At 42.7% G+C, this 15,515-nt stretch carries 20 protein-coding genes; 7 read left to right on the forward strand and 13 right to left on the reverse strand.

Annotated elements, in window-relative coordinates:
- The first annotated feature begins 5 nt into the window (after positions 1-5).
- The 6 genes from ACESON_RS12225 (at position 6) to ACESON_RS12250 (ending at position 4,633) form a co-directional block, all read left to right on the forward strand.
- Positions 6-338: a hypothetical protein gene (locus ACESON_RS12225; protein ID WP_373110155.1), complete on the forward strand. Its 333-nt coding sequence runs from the start codon at positions 6-8 to the stop codon at positions 336-338.
- Positions 339-349: 11 nt separating this feature from the next.
- Positions 350-1,723, forward strand: a complete 1,374-nt coding sequence (locus ACESON_RS12230) for an LCP family protein (protein ID WP_373110157.1) — start codon at positions 350-352, stop codon at positions 1,721-1,723.
- A gap of 256 nt (positions 1,724-1,979) precedes the next feature.
- Positions 1,980-2,705, forward strand: a complete 726-nt coding sequence (locus ACESON_RS12235) for a tRNA 2-thiocytidine biosynthesis TtcA family protein (RefSeq protein WP_373110159.1) — start codon at positions 1,980-1,982, stop codon at positions 2,703-2,705.
- A 135-nt stretch (positions 2,706-2,840) separates the two neighbouring features.
- The gene (locus tag ACESON_RS12240; RefSeq protein ID WP_177959868.1) at positions 2,841-3,896 is read left to right on the forward strand and encodes a tyrosine-type recombinase/integrase; all 1,056 of its coding nucleotides are present in this window, start codon (positions 2,841-2,843) and stop codon (positions 3,894-3,896) included.
- A gap of 75 nt (positions 3,897-3,971) precedes the next feature.
- Positions 3,972-4,385: a helix-turn-helix domain-containing protein gene (locus ACESON_RS12245; RefSeq protein ID WP_177959867.1), complete on the forward strand. Its 414-nt coding sequence runs from the start codon at positions 3,972-3,974 to the stop codon at positions 4,383-4,385.
- A 23-nt stretch (positions 4,386-4,408) separates the two neighbouring features.
- The gene (locus tag ACESON_RS12250; protein WP_177959866.1) at positions 4,409-4,633 is read left to right on the forward strand and encodes a hypothetical protein; all 225 of its coding nucleotides are present in this window, start codon (positions 4,409-4,411) and stop codon (positions 4,631-4,633) included.
- Here ACESON_RS12250 and ACESON_RS12255 read toward each other — a convergent pair.
- The gene (locus tag ACESON_RS12255) at positions 4,618-4,938 is read right to left on the reverse strand and encodes a LysM peptidoglycan-binding domain-containing protein (protein WP_373110160.1); all 321 of its coding nucleotides are present in this window, start codon (positions 4,936-4,938) and stop codon (positions 4,618-4,620) included. The genes ACESON_RS12250 and ACESON_RS12255 overlap by 16 nt on opposite strands.
- A gap of 238 nt (positions 4,939-5,176) precedes the next feature.
- Here ACESON_RS12255 and lexA point away from each other — a divergent pair, with 238 nt between their 5' ends.
- Positions 5,177-5,794: a transcriptional repressor LexA gene (gene lexA / locus ACESON_RS12260; protein ID WP_177959865.1), complete on the forward strand. Its 618-nt coding sequence runs from the start codon at positions 5,177-5,179 to the stop codon at positions 5,792-5,794.
- A 99-nt stretch (positions 5,795-5,893) separates the two neighbouring features.
- Here lexA and ACESON_RS12265 read toward each other — a convergent pair whose 3' ends face one another.
- The 12 genes from ACESON_RS12265 to ACESON_RS12320 form a co-directional block, all read right to left on the reverse strand.
- Positions 5,894-6,538 carry a cytidylate kinase family protein gene (locus ACESON_RS12265; protein WP_177959864.1) on the reverse strand — a complete coding sequence of 215 codons (645 nt, stop codon included), beginning with the start codon at positions 6,536-6,538 and terminating at the stop codon, positions 5,894-5,896.
- 229 nt (positions 6,539-6,767) lie between these two features.
- A complete protein-coding gene (locus ACESON_RS12270) occupies positions 6,768-7,691 on the reverse strand; it encodes an RluA family pseudouridine synthase (protein WP_373110163.1) in 924 nt (307 codons plus the stop codon).
- Positions 7,688-8,212, reverse strand: coding sequence for a signal peptidase II (lspA, locus tag ACESON_RS12275; RefSeq protein WP_177959862.1), 525 nt, complete (start codon positions 8,210-8,212; stop codon positions 7,688-7,690). Before lspA ends, ACESON_RS12270 begins: the two co-directional genes overlap by 4 nt.
- Positions 8,202-9,329, reverse strand: a complete 1,128-nt coding sequence (aroB, locus tag ACESON_RS12280) for a 3-dehydroquinate synthase (RefSeq protein WP_177959861.1) — start codon at positions 9,327-9,329, stop codon at positions 8,202-8,204. Before aroB ends, lspA begins: the two co-directional genes overlap by 11 nt.
- Positions 9,330-9,429: 100 nt before the next feature.
- Positions 9,430-9,933: a cell division protein SepF gene (locus ACESON_RS12285; RefSeq protein ID WP_177959860.1), complete on the reverse strand. Its 504-nt coding sequence runs from the start codon at positions 9,931-9,933 to the stop codon at positions 9,430-9,432.
- 21 nt (positions 9,934-9,954) lie between these two features.
- Positions 9,955-10,659, reverse strand: coding sequence for a YggS family pyridoxal phosphate-dependent enzyme (locus ACESON_RS12290; protein WP_373110165.1), 705 nt, complete (start codon positions 10,657-10,659; stop codon positions 9,955-9,957).
- Positions 10,660-10,668: 9 nt separating this feature from the next.
- Positions 10,669-12,069 (reverse strand): HlyD family efflux transporter periplasmic adaptor subunit, encoded by a 1,401-nt coding sequence (locus tag ACESON_RS12295; RefSeq protein WP_177959858.1) that lies wholly within the window; start codon positions 12,067-12,069, stop codon positions 10,669-10,671.
- Between the two features lie 140 nt (positions 12,070-12,209).
- Positions 12,210-12,629, reverse strand: a complete 420-nt coding sequence (locus ACESON_RS12300; protein ID WP_177959857.1) for a twitching motility protein PilT — start codon at positions 12,627-12,629, stop codon at positions 12,210-12,212.
- Positions 12,630-12,718: 89 nt separating this feature from the next.
- Positions 12,719-13,675 (reverse strand): serine hydrolase, encoded by a 957-nt coding sequence (locus tag ACESON_RS12305; RefSeq protein ID WP_177959876.1) that lies wholly within the window; start codon positions 13,673-13,675, stop codon positions 12,719-12,721.
- A 20-nt stretch (positions 13,676-13,695) separates the two neighbouring features.
- Positions 13,696-14,091 carry a methylglyoxal synthase gene (gene mgsA / locus ACESON_RS12310; RefSeq protein WP_177959856.1) on the reverse strand — a complete coding sequence of 132 codons (396 nt, stop codon included), beginning with the start codon at positions 14,089-14,091 and terminating at the stop codon, positions 13,696-13,698.
- Positions 14,092-14,108: 17 nt separating this feature from the next.
- Positions 14,109-15,230 (reverse strand): FtsW/RodA/SpoVE family cell cycle protein, encoded by a 1,122-nt coding sequence (locus ACESON_RS12315; RefSeq protein WP_177959855.1) that lies wholly within the window; start codon positions 15,228-15,230, stop codon positions 14,109-14,111.
- Positions 15,221-15,511, reverse strand: a complete 291-nt coding sequence (locus ACESON_RS12320; RefSeq protein ID WP_373110169.1) for a cell division topological specificity factor MinE — start codon at positions 15,509-15,511, stop codon at positions 15,221-15,223. The genes ACESON_RS12315 and ACESON_RS12320 overlap by 10 nt, the downstream gene beginning before the upstream one ends.
- Positions 15,512-15,515: the final 4 nt, after the last annotated feature.

The raw sequence follows: 15,515 nt of genomic DNA on the forward strand, positions 1-15,515 counted from the left end.
TCCATATGAAGATGAACTGGACCGGATGCGGGTCCGCAATCAGAAACGTGCCAGCAGTCGAAATTCGACAGACCGAAAAGATATACCTCAGCCAAACAGCCAGGGTTGGGATGATACCATCGTTTTTCTTCCCAATTCCAGCCGGGACAGAGCTCAAAATTCTGGGAGAACCATCACCGAAACTGGTGTTAAATATTCAGGAGATTCCTCCCGGGCAGGGCAGAAGAGAAGAGGCCGCCAGGCTTCTCCGTCCCCTGCTGAACAGAGACACCGTCAGACGTCTTCTCATCGTCCAGGCAGTCATACCCGAAAAAAACGGCGAAAAACAGGCTTTTTAAAAATCTTCTGTTTGGCTGCCGCTGTAATAGCAGGTGTCTGGGCTTTTCACTGGTTCCGGGATGACGGATACTGGACCATTGCCGTATTTGGGGTCGATTCCCGTGACGGAAATACTGGAAAAGGCGCTTTATCTGATGTAGAAATGCTTTGCAGCATCCACCGGAAAACCGGAGAAATTCGCCTGCTTTCTGTTTTCCGTGATACCTATCTGCGCATTGATCAAAAAGAAGACTTTGATAAAATCAATGAAGCTTATTTCCTGGGTGGCCCTGAACAGGCTATAAAGGCGCTGGAAGACAATCTGGACCTTCAGATTGACGACTACGCAACCTTTAACTGGAAAGCCGTTGTAGACGCAATCAATGTGCTTGGAGGCGTTGATATTGATATCACTGATAAAGAATTTGCCTATATCAATTCCTTTATTACAGAAACTGTAAATTCCACCGGCGTAGGATCCTACCAGCTGGAACACAGCGGTATGAATCACTTAGATGGAGTCCAGGCTGTTGCCTATGCAAGACTTCGTTTAATGGATACCGATTTTAACCGTACAGAACGGCAGAGAAAGGTACTTGGACAGGCTATGGAAAAAGCCAAAAACTCCGACCTGAAAACACTGACAACCCTGATTGGAACCGTATATCCACAGACAAAAACCAGCATCGGTGTTGATAATCTGGCCGGAATGGCGAAAAATGCTAAAAAATATTATATCAGCCAGACCTCCGGATTTCCATTTTCCCATCAGGAAATCAAAATCGGAAAAAAAGCCTGTGTAGTTCCAACAACACTGGAAAGCAACGTCATTCAGCTTCACAGCTTCCTGTATAATACAGAGAACTATGTTCCATCAGAGAACTTAAAATCCATCAGCACCCACATTATTGAGGTAAGCGGTCTTGGAGAGCCGGGAAAAGATATAGAGTCCGGAAAAAATGTGGGAGCTGAAGGAAATAATGGCGGCGGACAGACACAGGCAGGAAGCAGCCAGCAAAACACTAGCGAAAGTCCAAAACCTACAGCCCAGGAGACCCAACCAACAGAAACAGAGAGTGAATCATCTGTTGAAAATACAGAAGAAAGCACCTCAGAAACAGAAGAAACTATACAACCCATAGAATCCTATGAAAATAATGAAGAAGGATCCGGTTCTGAATCTGAAACGGAAGAATCTGACAGAAATCATAATAATTCAGAAGAAACCAGGGATCCGGATCGAGTTATTGAGGCGCCTTCAGAAAATACTGGAAATGGAAATACAGAGGAAAATGGACCTGGCGTTCAAAATTCCGGAAATAACAGTCACCGGGAATCAAATGCATCTTTAGAAGCTCCTGGACAGTCCAAAGAGGAAGCACCAGAACAGGGACCAGGAGTGTAGAAGCAGAAAATTAGGAATTATTAAATTAAAAGGAAAATATACCAAGAAAATGATGTGTGGGCAAATTTGTGAAAAGAACAGTGATTTCCAACTATTCGCGAAAGTCTAGTTTAACGAATAGTTAGCACACCAACTGCCCATTAACCAGTTATTCTGGTTTTTTAAGCTTTCCCACCTTTTAATAGTTTTCTGTAAATTTCAATTTGTTTTATCTAAATTCATTTAGTACTCTTTTAGAAAGGACCTCACTGCTCTTATGAAAATGCAGCGACTTCTCAGTCTGCTCCGTCAGGCTGCTGACAATTATCAAATGATTGATCAGGATGATCACATTGCCGTCGGAATTTCCGGCGGCAAAGACAGTTTAACCCTTCTCTGTGGGCTTCACAGCCTTCAGCGGTTTTATCCAAAACATTTTTCCCTTTCTGCAATTACTGTGGATTTGGGACTTGGAAATCTGGATTTAGAGCCTATAAAAGCTTTATGCCATTCCCTTGATATTCCCTATCATGTTATTTCAACAGATATTGGTACCGTATTGTTTGATATCCGAAAAGAATCCAATCCCTGTTCCCTCTGTGCAAAAATGAGAAAAGGTGCATTAAACCAAAAAGCACTGGAGCTTGGCTGCAATAAAATCGCTTATGCCCATCATCGGGATGATCTGATAGAAACAGCCCTAATGTCACTGATTTATGAAGGACGGTTCCATGCTTTTTCTCCCTATACACACCTGGATCGAACTGGACTTACAGTAATCCGCCCCATGCTGTATGTATCGGAAGCTGATGTTAAGGGTTTTCGCAATCGTTACCAGCTTCCTGTATGTAAAAATCCTTGTCCCATGGATGGACATACCCGACGGGAATATGTAAAGAATCTCATTCGTACTCTTGATAGAGAAAATCCAGGAGTCAAAGACCGGCTCTTTTCTGCTGTTATGAACGGACACTTAGAGGGATGGCCTGATATATGCCCCTAATCCTCTTCTCTTCCCGTCCCATAGACGAAAACTTCATCAACAATCCTTGGTATACCCTATAATATACGAAGGTATCTGTCAGGGATTGAACTGTAGGATTACTGAACTTAAAAACATAAAAAGAGGTTTCTAATTATGAAAAGTCTTCCATATCATGAACAAAAGGACATTGAAAATGTTAAAAAACTTCGGGAAATTATAAAAGAACTTCCACCTTTCTGTGTTGATTATTTCCGTGGAATTGAACCACGCACTTCTTCCAGAACCCGCATTGCCTATGCTTATGATTTAACCGTATTTTTTGATTTTTTGCGGAGGGAAAATCCTTTTTTTTCTAAAATGGATCGTAAAGATATTCGACTGGAATATTTAGATCAGATAACCGTATCTGATTTGGAAGAATACATGGAATATCTAAAGTATCGTTTTAATGATAACCACCAAGAAATTACCAATAAAGAACGGGGAATTATGCGAAAAATTTCTTCCCTGAAAAGCTTTTACAACTACTTCTTCCGATGTGAAAAGCTTACAACAAATCCCGCTGCTCTAATTCAGCTTCCAAAGCTTCACGAAAAGGAAATTATTCGACTTGATATTGACGAAGTCGCTCTTCTCCTGGATGAGGTTGAACAGGGCGAGCAGCTGACTGAAAAGCAAAAAGCATTCCACAATCGAACTCGTATCCGCGACCTTGCTCTTCTCACTCTACTGCTCGGCACGGGCTTGCGTGTATCCGAATGCGTGGGACTGGATCTGGATGATCTTGATTTTAAAAATGGAGGTATCCACATTCACAGAAAAGGAGGAAAAGAAGTTACCATTTATTTTGGCACAGAGGTGGAGGATGCTCTTCTTGATTATCTGGAGGAAAGGCATGAAATTGAAGCCTTCCCCGGACATGAACAGGCGCTCTTTCTCTCTCTTCAAAGAAAACGGCTCTCTGTACGCAGTGTCGAAAATCTGGTTAAAAAATATGCGCAGCTTGTGGCCCCGTTAAAAAAAATTACGCCACATAAGCTGCGCAGCACCTATGGCACCAATCTTTATCGGGAAACCGGCGACATTTATCTGGTTGCTGATGTGCTGGGCCATGCAGATGTAAACACAACAAAAAAACATTATGCCGCACTGGAAGACGAACGACGGCGAAGCGCCCGCAACGCAGTAACGCTGAGGGAAAAAGAATAATCTGGTTTTTACCATTCTATCATGATATAATAAAGAAAGTGTTTGAGATGGAGCAGAATCATGGAGGAATGAATTATGGAACCAGTGTATTTATCGATTCAGCCGGCTGAAACCGGAAAGCAGATCAAACGCTTGCTCTTAGAGAACGGTTATACGATCCGGGAAATTCAGGGTGCTTTTGGATTCGAAAATCCTCAGGCGATTTACAAATGGATTTCTGGAAAATCATTACCCAGTCTTGATAATTTTATCATTCTAAGCAGATTACTGCACACCAGTATTGAAGATATCCTCGTCATCGACGGGGATATTCCTCATTTCAGCCTCTTTTTAAACTTACAGTTCAATGACTTTCCCTCTTATTTGGTTTATAATCATTCCATAGTCAGGAAACAATTACACAAACAAATGCCAACCATAACAATACGCGGAAAACCTTTTCTGCAGCTGTCTTCTATGACTGAAAATAATAAAATTATCAAATTTTGATTATGAAAGGTGGTAGTTATCGAATGAAAACTTATATTTCTATTGATAAGCGAAGTAAAAAAGCCCAGAAAGAATACTACTCCAGTCAAAGAAACTCCTGGGGGAATTTAAACCCTGCCACACGAACTATGCCAAACGGGAAGGCCTACAATCGGAAAAAGAAAACAGCAGAATTCAGAAAAGCGATGGCCGCCAGCGAGCCTGACAGGCGACCGCATCTCTCTCCGCTCTGCTATTCTGCAAAATAAACCACAGTCAAATACTGACCGGCATGAATTCTGTCGCTGCTCAGTCCATTCATTCGCTTCAAAACCTCTACATATTCCTTTTTCGAGTAACCAATTCCATCCATATATTCCTCTGCGATATCCCATAAACTGTCTCCCGCCTGAAGCTGAATACTAGTATAATAACGCTTCACTGGCTTTATATACTCTTCCTCTGCGTAGGCACTCACCAAAGTCCTTCCGAAAAAACCGGATAAAAAAGCAAGAACCATCAAAACAGCAATCACCAAACCTCTCATTCGCCGTCTCAATTCTCTTCTTCTCATCTTCAGTATCCCCCTTTAATTTCAATCAAGCCTTAAAACAAACATGTGTTCTATGTTATGTTCATTATAATCACCGAACATACGTTTGTCAATGGGTTTTGAAAAAATAATCGAACAAAAGTTTGCTTTTTCAAAAAAACTATGCTATTATAAAATTACATTCTCAATTGGAATACATTCCAATGATAAGTGCATTCTGGATTATGATTACATACCTACTAAACGGAGGATACAATATATGTCGCAGGGAAAAATTACTGCCAAGCAGCAGGAAATATTAGAATATATCAAGTCGTGCATTTTAAAGAAAGGATATCCGCCGGCTGTTCGTGAGATTTGCGAAGCTGTTCATTTAAAATCCACATCTTCTGTCCATTCTCATCTGGAGTCTCTGGAACACAATGGATATATTCGGCGTGATCCTACCAAGCCTCGCGCCATTGAAATTCTCGACGATGACTTTTCTCTGACCCGCAGGGAGATGGTTCAGGTTCCCATCATTGGAACAGTCGCTGCCGGACAGCCGATTCTGGCTCAGCAGAATATTGAGGATTATTTTCCCATTCCTTCTAATTTTCTGCCCAATGCAGACACCTATATGCTTCGAGTAAAGGGAAACAGCATGATTAATGCCGGTATTTTTGATGGAGATCAGGTCATTGTAGAATGTACCAACGTTGCCCAGAACGGGGAAATTGTCGTTGCTCTTTTGGATGATTCCGCAACGGTAAAGCGTTTCTTTAAAGAGGATGGGTATTACCGGCTGCAGCCTGAAAATGATTCCATGGAACCAATTATTGTCTCTCAGGTGGAAATTCTCGGAAAGGTTATCGGTCTGTTCCGTATGATGTCCTGACTACATATTTCATAGAACGTAATTTCCTATGAAATAAAGAATGATGCTGCTTCCCAGGTAGATATTCACCTAGAAAGCAGCATCCCTTTTCAAAGTTTTCTATTTATTTTCTTTCTTTGCCCATTCCTGTTTTGCTTTTGCATAGCTGATAATCATATCCGCAGTACCTTCAATTCCAAGAGTGGAACTGTTGATACATAAATTGTAGCTTCTTGCATCTCCCCACTTTTTACTGGAATAGTAATTGTAGTAGCTGGCACGTTTTTTATCAGTCTTTGCCATAATATCCTTTGCCTTAGCCGGCTCTACTTTGTAAAGCTCTGTTAAACGATCGATTCTATGATCATCATCCCCTGTAATGAATACAGATACCATATTGGGATAATCTGCCAGGGCATAGTCTGCACAGCGTCCTACAATCACACAGGACTCCTGATCTGCAAGCTTTTTAATGGTATCAAACTGTGCCAAAAAAATCTTATGGTTAATCGGCATATCCATGTAAGCAGAGGTGGTGTAGCCCAGAGAGTAGGTATCCATCACAAGAGAATAGAGGAAACTGCTTGTGGGTTTCTCATCATGTGTTTCAAACAGTTCTTCACACAGACCGCTTTGTTTCGCCGCCAGCGTTAAGAGCTCCTTATCGTAACATTTTACGCCCAGCTTCTCTGCAATCAACTGTCCGATTACCTTTCCGCCGCTTCCGCACTGTCTTCCGATCGTAATAACAAGATTTCCCTTCATAGTCATCCTTCTCCTTTCAGTAACCTGCAATGCATGTCATTTCTATATTTTGTTTGTAACGATACAGGTAAACCTGAAAACAGGTCTCTATCCGACTCTCCGCGGCCTTGTATGATTACCCTTATATTATACAACAAAATTTCAGAAAAGTACATAAATAAAGAGAAATATTCCCGAAATAATCAGGCAATTTCCATAAGGTCTGTGAAAATAGGGATAAAAACTCTCCTTAATCTGTTTCCAATTTTTTCAAAATAGCTTCAAAATAGGCCGGAAGAGGTGCTGTAAATTCCATGTATTCTCCAGTAGAAGGATGAATAATTCCCAGCACACCTGCATGCAGGGTTTGACCCTGGAGACCGGAAAAAGGCACCTTTGCCGGACCATACACCTGATCACCGAGCAACGGATGACCAATACTGGCCATGTGAACACGAATCTGATGGGTTCGTCCGGTTTCTAGCTGACATTCCACAAAGGTAAACCGCCGGAACCGTTGAAGAACCCGATAATGAGTTACAGCCTCTTTCCCATTCTTTTCATTAATGCTCATTTTCTTTCGATCGACCGGATGACGGCCAATCGGGGCATTTACTGTACCGGTATCCGCTTTCAGTACCCCGTGAACAATCGCATAGTATTTACGTGTAATTGAATGAACCTTCAGCTGCTCTGCGATAGCATTGTGAGCCTTGTCATTTTTGCAGACAATCAGGACTCCCGTCGTATCCATATCAATCCTGTGAACAATTCCTGGTCTCATTACCCCATTGATTCCAGAAAGTTCATTCTTACAGTGCGCCATTAAGCCATTTACCAGAGTTCCGGAATAATGCCCCGCCGCAGGATGAACTACCATCCCTTTCGGCTTATTGATCAGAATAATATCTGAGTCCTCGTAAAGGATGTCCAGCGCCATTGGTTCAGCTTCAATTTCTGGCTCTACAGCATCCGGTATTTCCAGGCGGATCCTGTCCCCATTTTCGACCTTATAGCTGCTTTTCACTGGCTTTCCGTTTACAAGAACTGCCCCATCCTTTACCAGCTTCTGAAGATAAGAGCGAGATACCTGTTCCAAGCGGCTTCCAAGAAAACGGTCAATGCGAAGTATTTCCTCCCCCGGTGTGTACTCTGCCTTAAATTCCTCTGTCAATGGGCCTCTCCTTTCTTTGAAAAACGAAAAATATCCAATTCCTCTTCTTTATAATAAAAACAAAGTACAACAAAAAGAAGAGCTGTTGCTGTTGTCACATAAATATCTGCAACATTAAAAATCGGGAAATTAATCAGTTTGAAATAAAGAAAATCTACTACATATCCCTGAGATACCCGATCAATCATATTTCCTACTGCACCAGCTGTAATCATAATCACACAGAGTTTCAGCCAGTGATATCTCTTTTCCTGCCATCCCGGCATCCGAAGCATGGCGTATCCTGCCACAGCCAGAACCACAATTCCGATCAGGAAGAAAAAGCCCTGACGTCCCTGCATCAGTCCAAAAGCAGCTCCCCGGTTTTCCGAATACAGAAATTCAAACACTCCATCCAGAATTACAAAAGGCTGCTGATTCTTTAAACGGGCTACTGCCAGCGCCTTTGTATACTGATCAATCCCGATAAGCACTGCAGAACTAGCTACCCATGATAAAAGGTTCCCTGCTTTATTTTTCATATCTGCCTCCTGCTGTTTCTTTTCCATTCTTCAGCCACTCCAGTCCGCTTATCATTTCCGTTTCCGTAACTGTACGATCTACATAGGCTTCTCCAATTTGTTTTAACAAAATAAATTTAATCACACCGGAATCCATTTTCTTATCACTTTTGGTTGTTTCAATAATTTCCGGAAAAGACAGGTTCATGCCATCCAAGGATACCGGAAGACCGAACATAGCCATTGCTTCCTTTACTGTCTTGGCTTCCTCACTGGTAATATATCCCCGCTCTGCAGAAATCCAGGCCGCAGCAGCACTGCCCAAGGCTACGCACTGACCGTGCATCAATTTAAAATTCATCAGTTTTTCAATCGCATGACCAAGTGTATGTCCAAAATTCAGCAGCGCTCTCTCACCCTTTTCCGTTGGATCCTGCTCTACCACATTTCGTTTGATCTGATTGCTGATAAAAATCATTTCCTCGCAAATATCCAAATTTCTTTTGCGAATTTCCTCTGCATGATTCATCAGCCAAAGATAATAGGATCTGTCCTTAATCAGTCCGTGCTTCACAATCTCGCCCATACCGCAGGAATACTGTTCATCAGACAGAGTCAGCAGACTTCCTGTACTGGTATATACAAGAGCAGGCATATGAAAGGCGCCTACCATGTTTTTGTATGCATCAAAATCAACGCCTGTCTTTCCCCCAATACTGGAATCAACCTGCGAAAGCAGGGTTGTCGGCACCTGAATAAAGCGAATTCCTCTTAAATAGGTTGCTGCCGCATATCCGCAAAGATCTCCAGTTACACCGCCGCCTAAAGCCACCAGCATATCTCCCCGGTCATAATGCCTGAGAATCAAAAATTCATAAAGACTTTTTACTGTATCCAGATTTTTGTGTTCTTCTCCTGCAGGAAAAACAAATGCATCTGTCTGTCCGCAGCAGGGCCGCAGCTGCTCCTCCACCTGCTCCAGATAAAGCGGCGCTACATTGCTGTCTGTCACAATACACAGCTTTCTTCCCTCAACGGAAAGCGCCTTTACCTCCTGTCCCAGATAATCAAAAGAAGACTGTATTACAATATCATAGATCGCATTTCCATCTCTGTGAACGGTCATTCTTCTTGCCATAATGATTTCCTCCATTTTCTGCTGTACAGCCCCTTCCGGCCGTATATAATTTCCTCCCGGACGCAAAAAGGGCAGTCTGAAGACTGCCCTATGAACTCTGTCAAATCCGGATATTCAAACCGGCTACATCCAGAGCACCGCTGTTTAGCAGGTCCTGAAAATCTCCGGAAAGTCCCACGGTTTCGGGTGTTGCAATAAAAATATAACTGGAAATCTTCTGAAGATTTCCATTCATGGAGTAGGTTGCTCCTGATGTAAAATCAATAATGCGCTGCGCTACTTCTGTATGGATTCCTTCCATATTTAACACAACTGCCTTACCGGCCAGAAGATAATCACAAATTTCCCGGGCATCTTCGATCGAAGTGGGCTTAATCAGGGATACCTCCATTTTTTTCATGGGAACTACCTTTGATGACCGTGAAAAGAAGCGTGGCTTGGAATCCTCTGCCCCTTCGTCATATCCTTCTCCGTCATCTCTGGAAGAAAAAGGGCTGCGCTTGGCAGGCCTGTCTGCCTCATATTCATCTTCAGGTCCAAAATATTCTTCATCCTCATCGGAGTTTAACCGCATGGTATCCATCAGCTTACTTAAAAGACTCATAACTTATTCTCTCTCCAATCCTTATCTTGCACCAAAAATACCGGTGCCCACTCTAATCATGGATGCGCCCTCTTCAATGGCAACCTGATAATCTCCAGTCATTCCCATGGAAAGCACACACATATTAACATTATCAATGTTTTTCTTTTTGATGTCAACAGATAATTGATATAATTTTTGAAAAACTTCTCTATTCTCTTCCGGCTCCTCTACAAATGGCGCAATCGTCATCAATCCCTGTATCCGCACATGAGAAAATTTACTGATGGTCTCTACAGCATCCATTACCTGCTCCGGATAAAAACCAAATTTACTTTCTTCTTTTGCCACATTGACCTCTAAAAGCACATTTATCGTTTTGCCCAGCTTTTTGGCCTCCTGCTGAATCTGCTCTGCAAGACGTACAGAGTCCACAGAATGAATCATCACTACATGCGGAAGAACCTGCTTTACTTTATTTCGCTGTAAATGTCCAATCATATGAAATCTGGCATCCGGCGGCATTTTCGGAGCCTTTTCCAGAATTTCCTGTGCCTTATTTTCTCCAAAATCACGACATCCGGCTTCATATGCCTCAATAAGATCCTCCAATGGCTTTGTTTTACTGACTGCAATCAGGGTAATATCCTCCCTATTTCGATTGCCTCTGGCACAGGCCTCCTCAATTTTCCTCTCTACTTCTTTTATATGTTCCTGTATACTGCTGTTGATTCTATCATTCTTCATCTGCTTCACCTATTGATAAATCAGCTCTCCCTCATAGACAGTGTCTGCATTTAATACAATATGATCATAAACAGACAGTCCATAACTGGTCCCTTTCTTTATAGTATAATATTCATCATTTGAATTTAAAATCTCAATCTGCTTAAACACAGCATATCCTTTATTGATATTGTATACACCCTGAAGCGATGCACTGGAGCCAATCTGATATCGATCCTGTGAATCTGGCTTTACCACATAATCTCCAGCCTTTAAAGGCGCATTTTCGCCCATATCAATGTAAAAATAATCTTCTGTAGAATAATAGATTGTCGCAGGAGTAAACTCTGTTTCCGATCCGTTTTCTGTATAAATTTCTTTTAGAAAGCCCGGCGCTGAGATATCTCCGCCCTGAACCATATATTCCAGAGGAACCAGGTAGAAATTTTTCGTAGTCACAGCTGTCACAGGAATCTTCAGCCCCTCTGTACTGTCCACAGAAACCTCAAAATTCACATACCTGTCACTGATAAACTGTACCATATACTGACTAAAGTCCAGTTTACCGTATGAGGCTCCGTCTGCTCCTGTAATAATAGAAAAGCTGCCGTCTGTTTCCAAATCATTAGAGGAAAAAGTCACATGAAGCTGTGTCCTTCCTGTATACTCCTGCACATCTGATTCTGAAAGCGGAAAGACAATGCTCCAGTCATCAGAGGTTACCAGTTTATATACTGGAGCAGACTGTTCAATCAGACGTCCTGCTTTTGTAATTGCCTTGGAATAACCGGAACGGTCAAATATTTCCGCTGTCACCTGAGAGGCTTCCAGCTGCTCATATCCGTCAATAGCATAGGAAATCACTCCGGAAACAGGAGCCGTAACCTGTTGTAGAGAAATACCCGTCTGCTGAAGCAGCGCATCCAGATTTCCAAGGGAATTGAAATTTACATATTCCAGAACTGCAGCCTCCAGGGAGTACTGAAGATCATACATTTCACTAAAATCTCTTCCGGAATAAGAAAGAGCAAACGAAGAAAGCTGACGCTTGATATCTGCCAGATTTGCCTCTGTCAGAGTCACATTTGCCTCTGGATTTTCCTCCAGAAAATCCGCCATGCTTCCTGTCTCGTCAATAGAATAAACTCGAGTTCCGATGGCCGCGCGTTTTCCCTCACGGACATAATAATTAATATATCCTGAGCGATCTGCTGTTTCTACCCGCTCCTCCCGCAAGATCATTCCTGTGTGCTGGTAGTCGTTGACAATGCTTCCCTCTGCCACCTCATAAAACTGTATTTTATCTTTTTTCATATAAGTATAAACGCTGAAGGCCATATAAACAAAAATAATGGCAAAAATAATCATCCCTACATTAATATTTCTTGGATGGCGGTAGCGTATAATTTTCTTGTTCTTTTTCTTTGCCAAGCTGTCTTTCCTCCCGAACAGTAAAGCTGTACCTGTCTATTATAAAAGCTGTGCCCAAAAAGTGCAAGCATCAAAGAAAAACAGCCGGCAGTTTTCCTGTCGGCTGTCGTACTTTCTTATGTAATCCCGTGTTCTATGTATTACAGGGAAATAACGATGTCTTTCTGAACCTGTTCCGGCATCTCGCCACCGTCCATGGAAACGCTTAAAACAAAGTTCACATCATATTTCGCACTGAGATTTTCCAGAGTAGCAATCGTCTCGCTGATATCCTCTCCCTCTAAGCAGGCAAGCTTCAGGAAACTGTCCAGGAACATGGTTTCAATATCATGATCCTGTGAAATAATACCACTGATAAAGCCTACGAATCCCTGGCTGGTAGTAATCGGAAACTCGTTCACATTGATCAGACGAATCCGGTTATTCAGCTCATACATGTGCTTGGAACTCTTATCCAGATAAACAATGGAACCAATCGCTTTCTTAATACTGTCATTAGCCATATCCAACAGATGTTTTGTTTTGCCCTTTCCTTTTCTGCCTGCGATAATCTGAACCATATGAATCTCCTCCTTGAGTTATTTAATTTGTATAAAAAGTCTTTTGATATTAAACTAATTATAGTACAAATCTCTAAAATGTGCAATGTCTAATTGACAATTTTCTGAATTATATTTGTCATGTTTTCGTACAGAGTGCCTCGGTTCTCTGCTTTTAAGATCACCGCCACATATTGGCTCTCGCTGTCATCCTGACACCCGAGAATCAGACAGGAGCCAGCCGCCTGTGTGGTTCCTGTTTTTCCTCCCAAAACCGTAACCCCATCCGGCGCTGCCACATTTCCGCTTAAATATCGGTTACTGTTTTCCCACTTCTGCATTTTCACAGCACCGCTTCCATCTGTATACGTGGCAGTATAGCTAACTGTTCCAACAATTTTCTGAAATTCAGGATACTTCATAGCTTCCTGAAAAATCAGATAGAGATCATAGGCAGTTGTATAATGATTTTCATCAGTAAGGCCATGAGGATTTGTGAAATGGGTGTCCACTGCCCCCAGCTGATGTGCGGTTTTATTCATTTCCTCCGCAAATGCCTCAATACTCCCTGCCATATGAACGGCAATGGCCGCACCAGCGTCATTTCCAGAGGGAAGCATCAGACCGTAAAGCAGCTGCTCCATCGTCAAAGTATCTCCAGGCGCAATGTGGCAAAGAGATGCTCCCGGCTCTGTAATCACTGTTTCCTGTCCCACAGTAACCGATTCCTCCAAATCACCGTCCCGAACAGCAATCAAAGCTGTCATAATTTTGGTAATACTTGCAGGATTCATTCTCTCATATGGATTTTTCTGAATCAAAACCTCTCCGTCTTTCAGAGAAAAAACGCCTGCAGCCTTAGCAGTCACGGTACTGTCCGGCTCCGGTTCATCTCCCATAATCACACAAAGAGCTGATGCAAAAGAAGGCGCCTGCAGCCGTTCATCCGGTATCTGTTCAATCATTGCTGTCATTTTTTCCGGTCCATAGTCATAAACTGCATCCTTCTGTCCACAGCCAGACAGCAGAAAAGCCACCGCGGCCAGGGCCGGATAATATCTGCGCATCTGTTTCAAAGCATATTCTCCTATCGATACATCTCACGCCACTCCAAATCACCGCGGCCAAGAGCGCGAATCAGCAGCTCTGCTGTAGCCAGATTGGTGGCAAGGGGAATATTGTAGGTATCACACAAATGCACTACATCATTTACATTAGGCTCATGAGACTTTGGCGTCAGCGGATCCCGAAGAAAAATCACCATATCCATCTCATTATGCTCGATCTGGGATGCCAGCTGCTGCTGACCGCCCAAATGACCTGCCAGGTACTTATGGACATTCAGGTTGGTAACCTCCTCTACCAAACGGCCTGTTGTTCCTGTCGCATAAAGTTCATGCTTAGAAAGTATGCCTCTGTATGCAATGCAGAAATTCTGCATCAGCTTTTTCTTGGAATCATGTGCAATCAAACCGATATTCATATGATAAATAACCTCCTTTAGTAGTTACTGTTTCTTCGTTGAAGTCCAACATTTAATGCTATACCAATACCAAAATAACTTCCTATCAGGGAACTGACTCCATAGCTGATAAAAGGAAGAGGAAGTCCTGTATTGGGAAAAATCCCGGTTGCTACTGCAATATTGGAAAAGCTCTGAAAGGCCAGCTGTCCTGCCAGCCCTACACAGAGAAGCTTTCCAGCCATATCCTTTGCTCTGGCTGCCATGATCAGACATTCAAAAACAATCAGGGCAATCAGAAGAATCACCAGAGCGCAGCCGATAAAACCAAGCTCCTCACCAACAACCGCAAATATAAAATCAGTCTGTTCCTCTGAAAGAAAATTTCCGTTTTTAACGGAAGCCAGCGTATTATTATTCAGTCCTTTTCCATGAAGCATACCTGATCCAATAGCCATAATGGAATTTTTCTGCTGTAAATTTGCTTCTGCATATTGACTGGGATTCACAAATGCCAAAATCCGTTTCACCTGATATTCATGGAGAAAAGGAACCATATGATACTGCAGCAGATAAACAAACAAAACGCCGCAGGGAATTACCACGGCCACCCCGCCTAAAATCCAGCGGTAACTGATACCGGCTGCAAACAGTATACATAGAAAAACAAACATAGTTACCAAATCCGTTGAAAGATCCGGCTGTTCATAAATCAGAAGAAACACCATCAGATACAAAGCTGCGCCAAGAGCCAGCACAGTCGGCCGGTTGATCTTCTCCTGATTTTTTGAAAAAAACCAGGAGAAGAATACGATCAGGCCAATTTTTGCAAATTCTGAAGGCTGTATCTGTCCAATTCCCGGAAGCACAAGCCATCTGGTTGCACCTCCGCGGCTGACTCCGGCTACAAGTACTGCAATCAGTCCTGCAATACAAATCCCATATATAAATGGAGCAAGGGACAGAACTTTGTGGTAATCTAACAGGGACAGTCCTATTACAAGCACCAGCCCCACAGCAATTCCCATAATCTGTTTCCCAACTACAGCCATATCCTGATTTGTCGCACTTCTAATCAAAAGGACCCCCAGAATATTCAGCAGTAACACATAAAGGAATAAACGGTAGTTGTAATTCCTGAAGTTATAATTTAAAAACATTCTTCATTCCTCTTAGCTGTAAATTGACGGATAGGGAAGGTAGCAGACAGAACAGGCAGTCCTTCTCTGGTTCCCGCAGCTTCCATTCTGGTCAGGCGCAGATCCATCTGTCCAGAATCCACCTCAGCATAGCGGGACAGAACCACAACCAGATCGTCTCGGATCCGGCTTAACAACCCCGGACTTAAATACGCTTTATCCGCCACCAGAAGAAGCTTCAGACGGCTGCGCGCAATCGCTCCGGAATTGCTTTTGTGAAACAACATCATCTGTCTCATCATGGCA

It is taken from the genome of Lachnoclostridium sp. Marseille-P6806 (assembly GCF_964238185.1).
Taxonomy (GTDB): Bacteria; Bacillota; Clostridia; order Lachnospirales; family Lachnospiraceae; genus Brotaphodocola.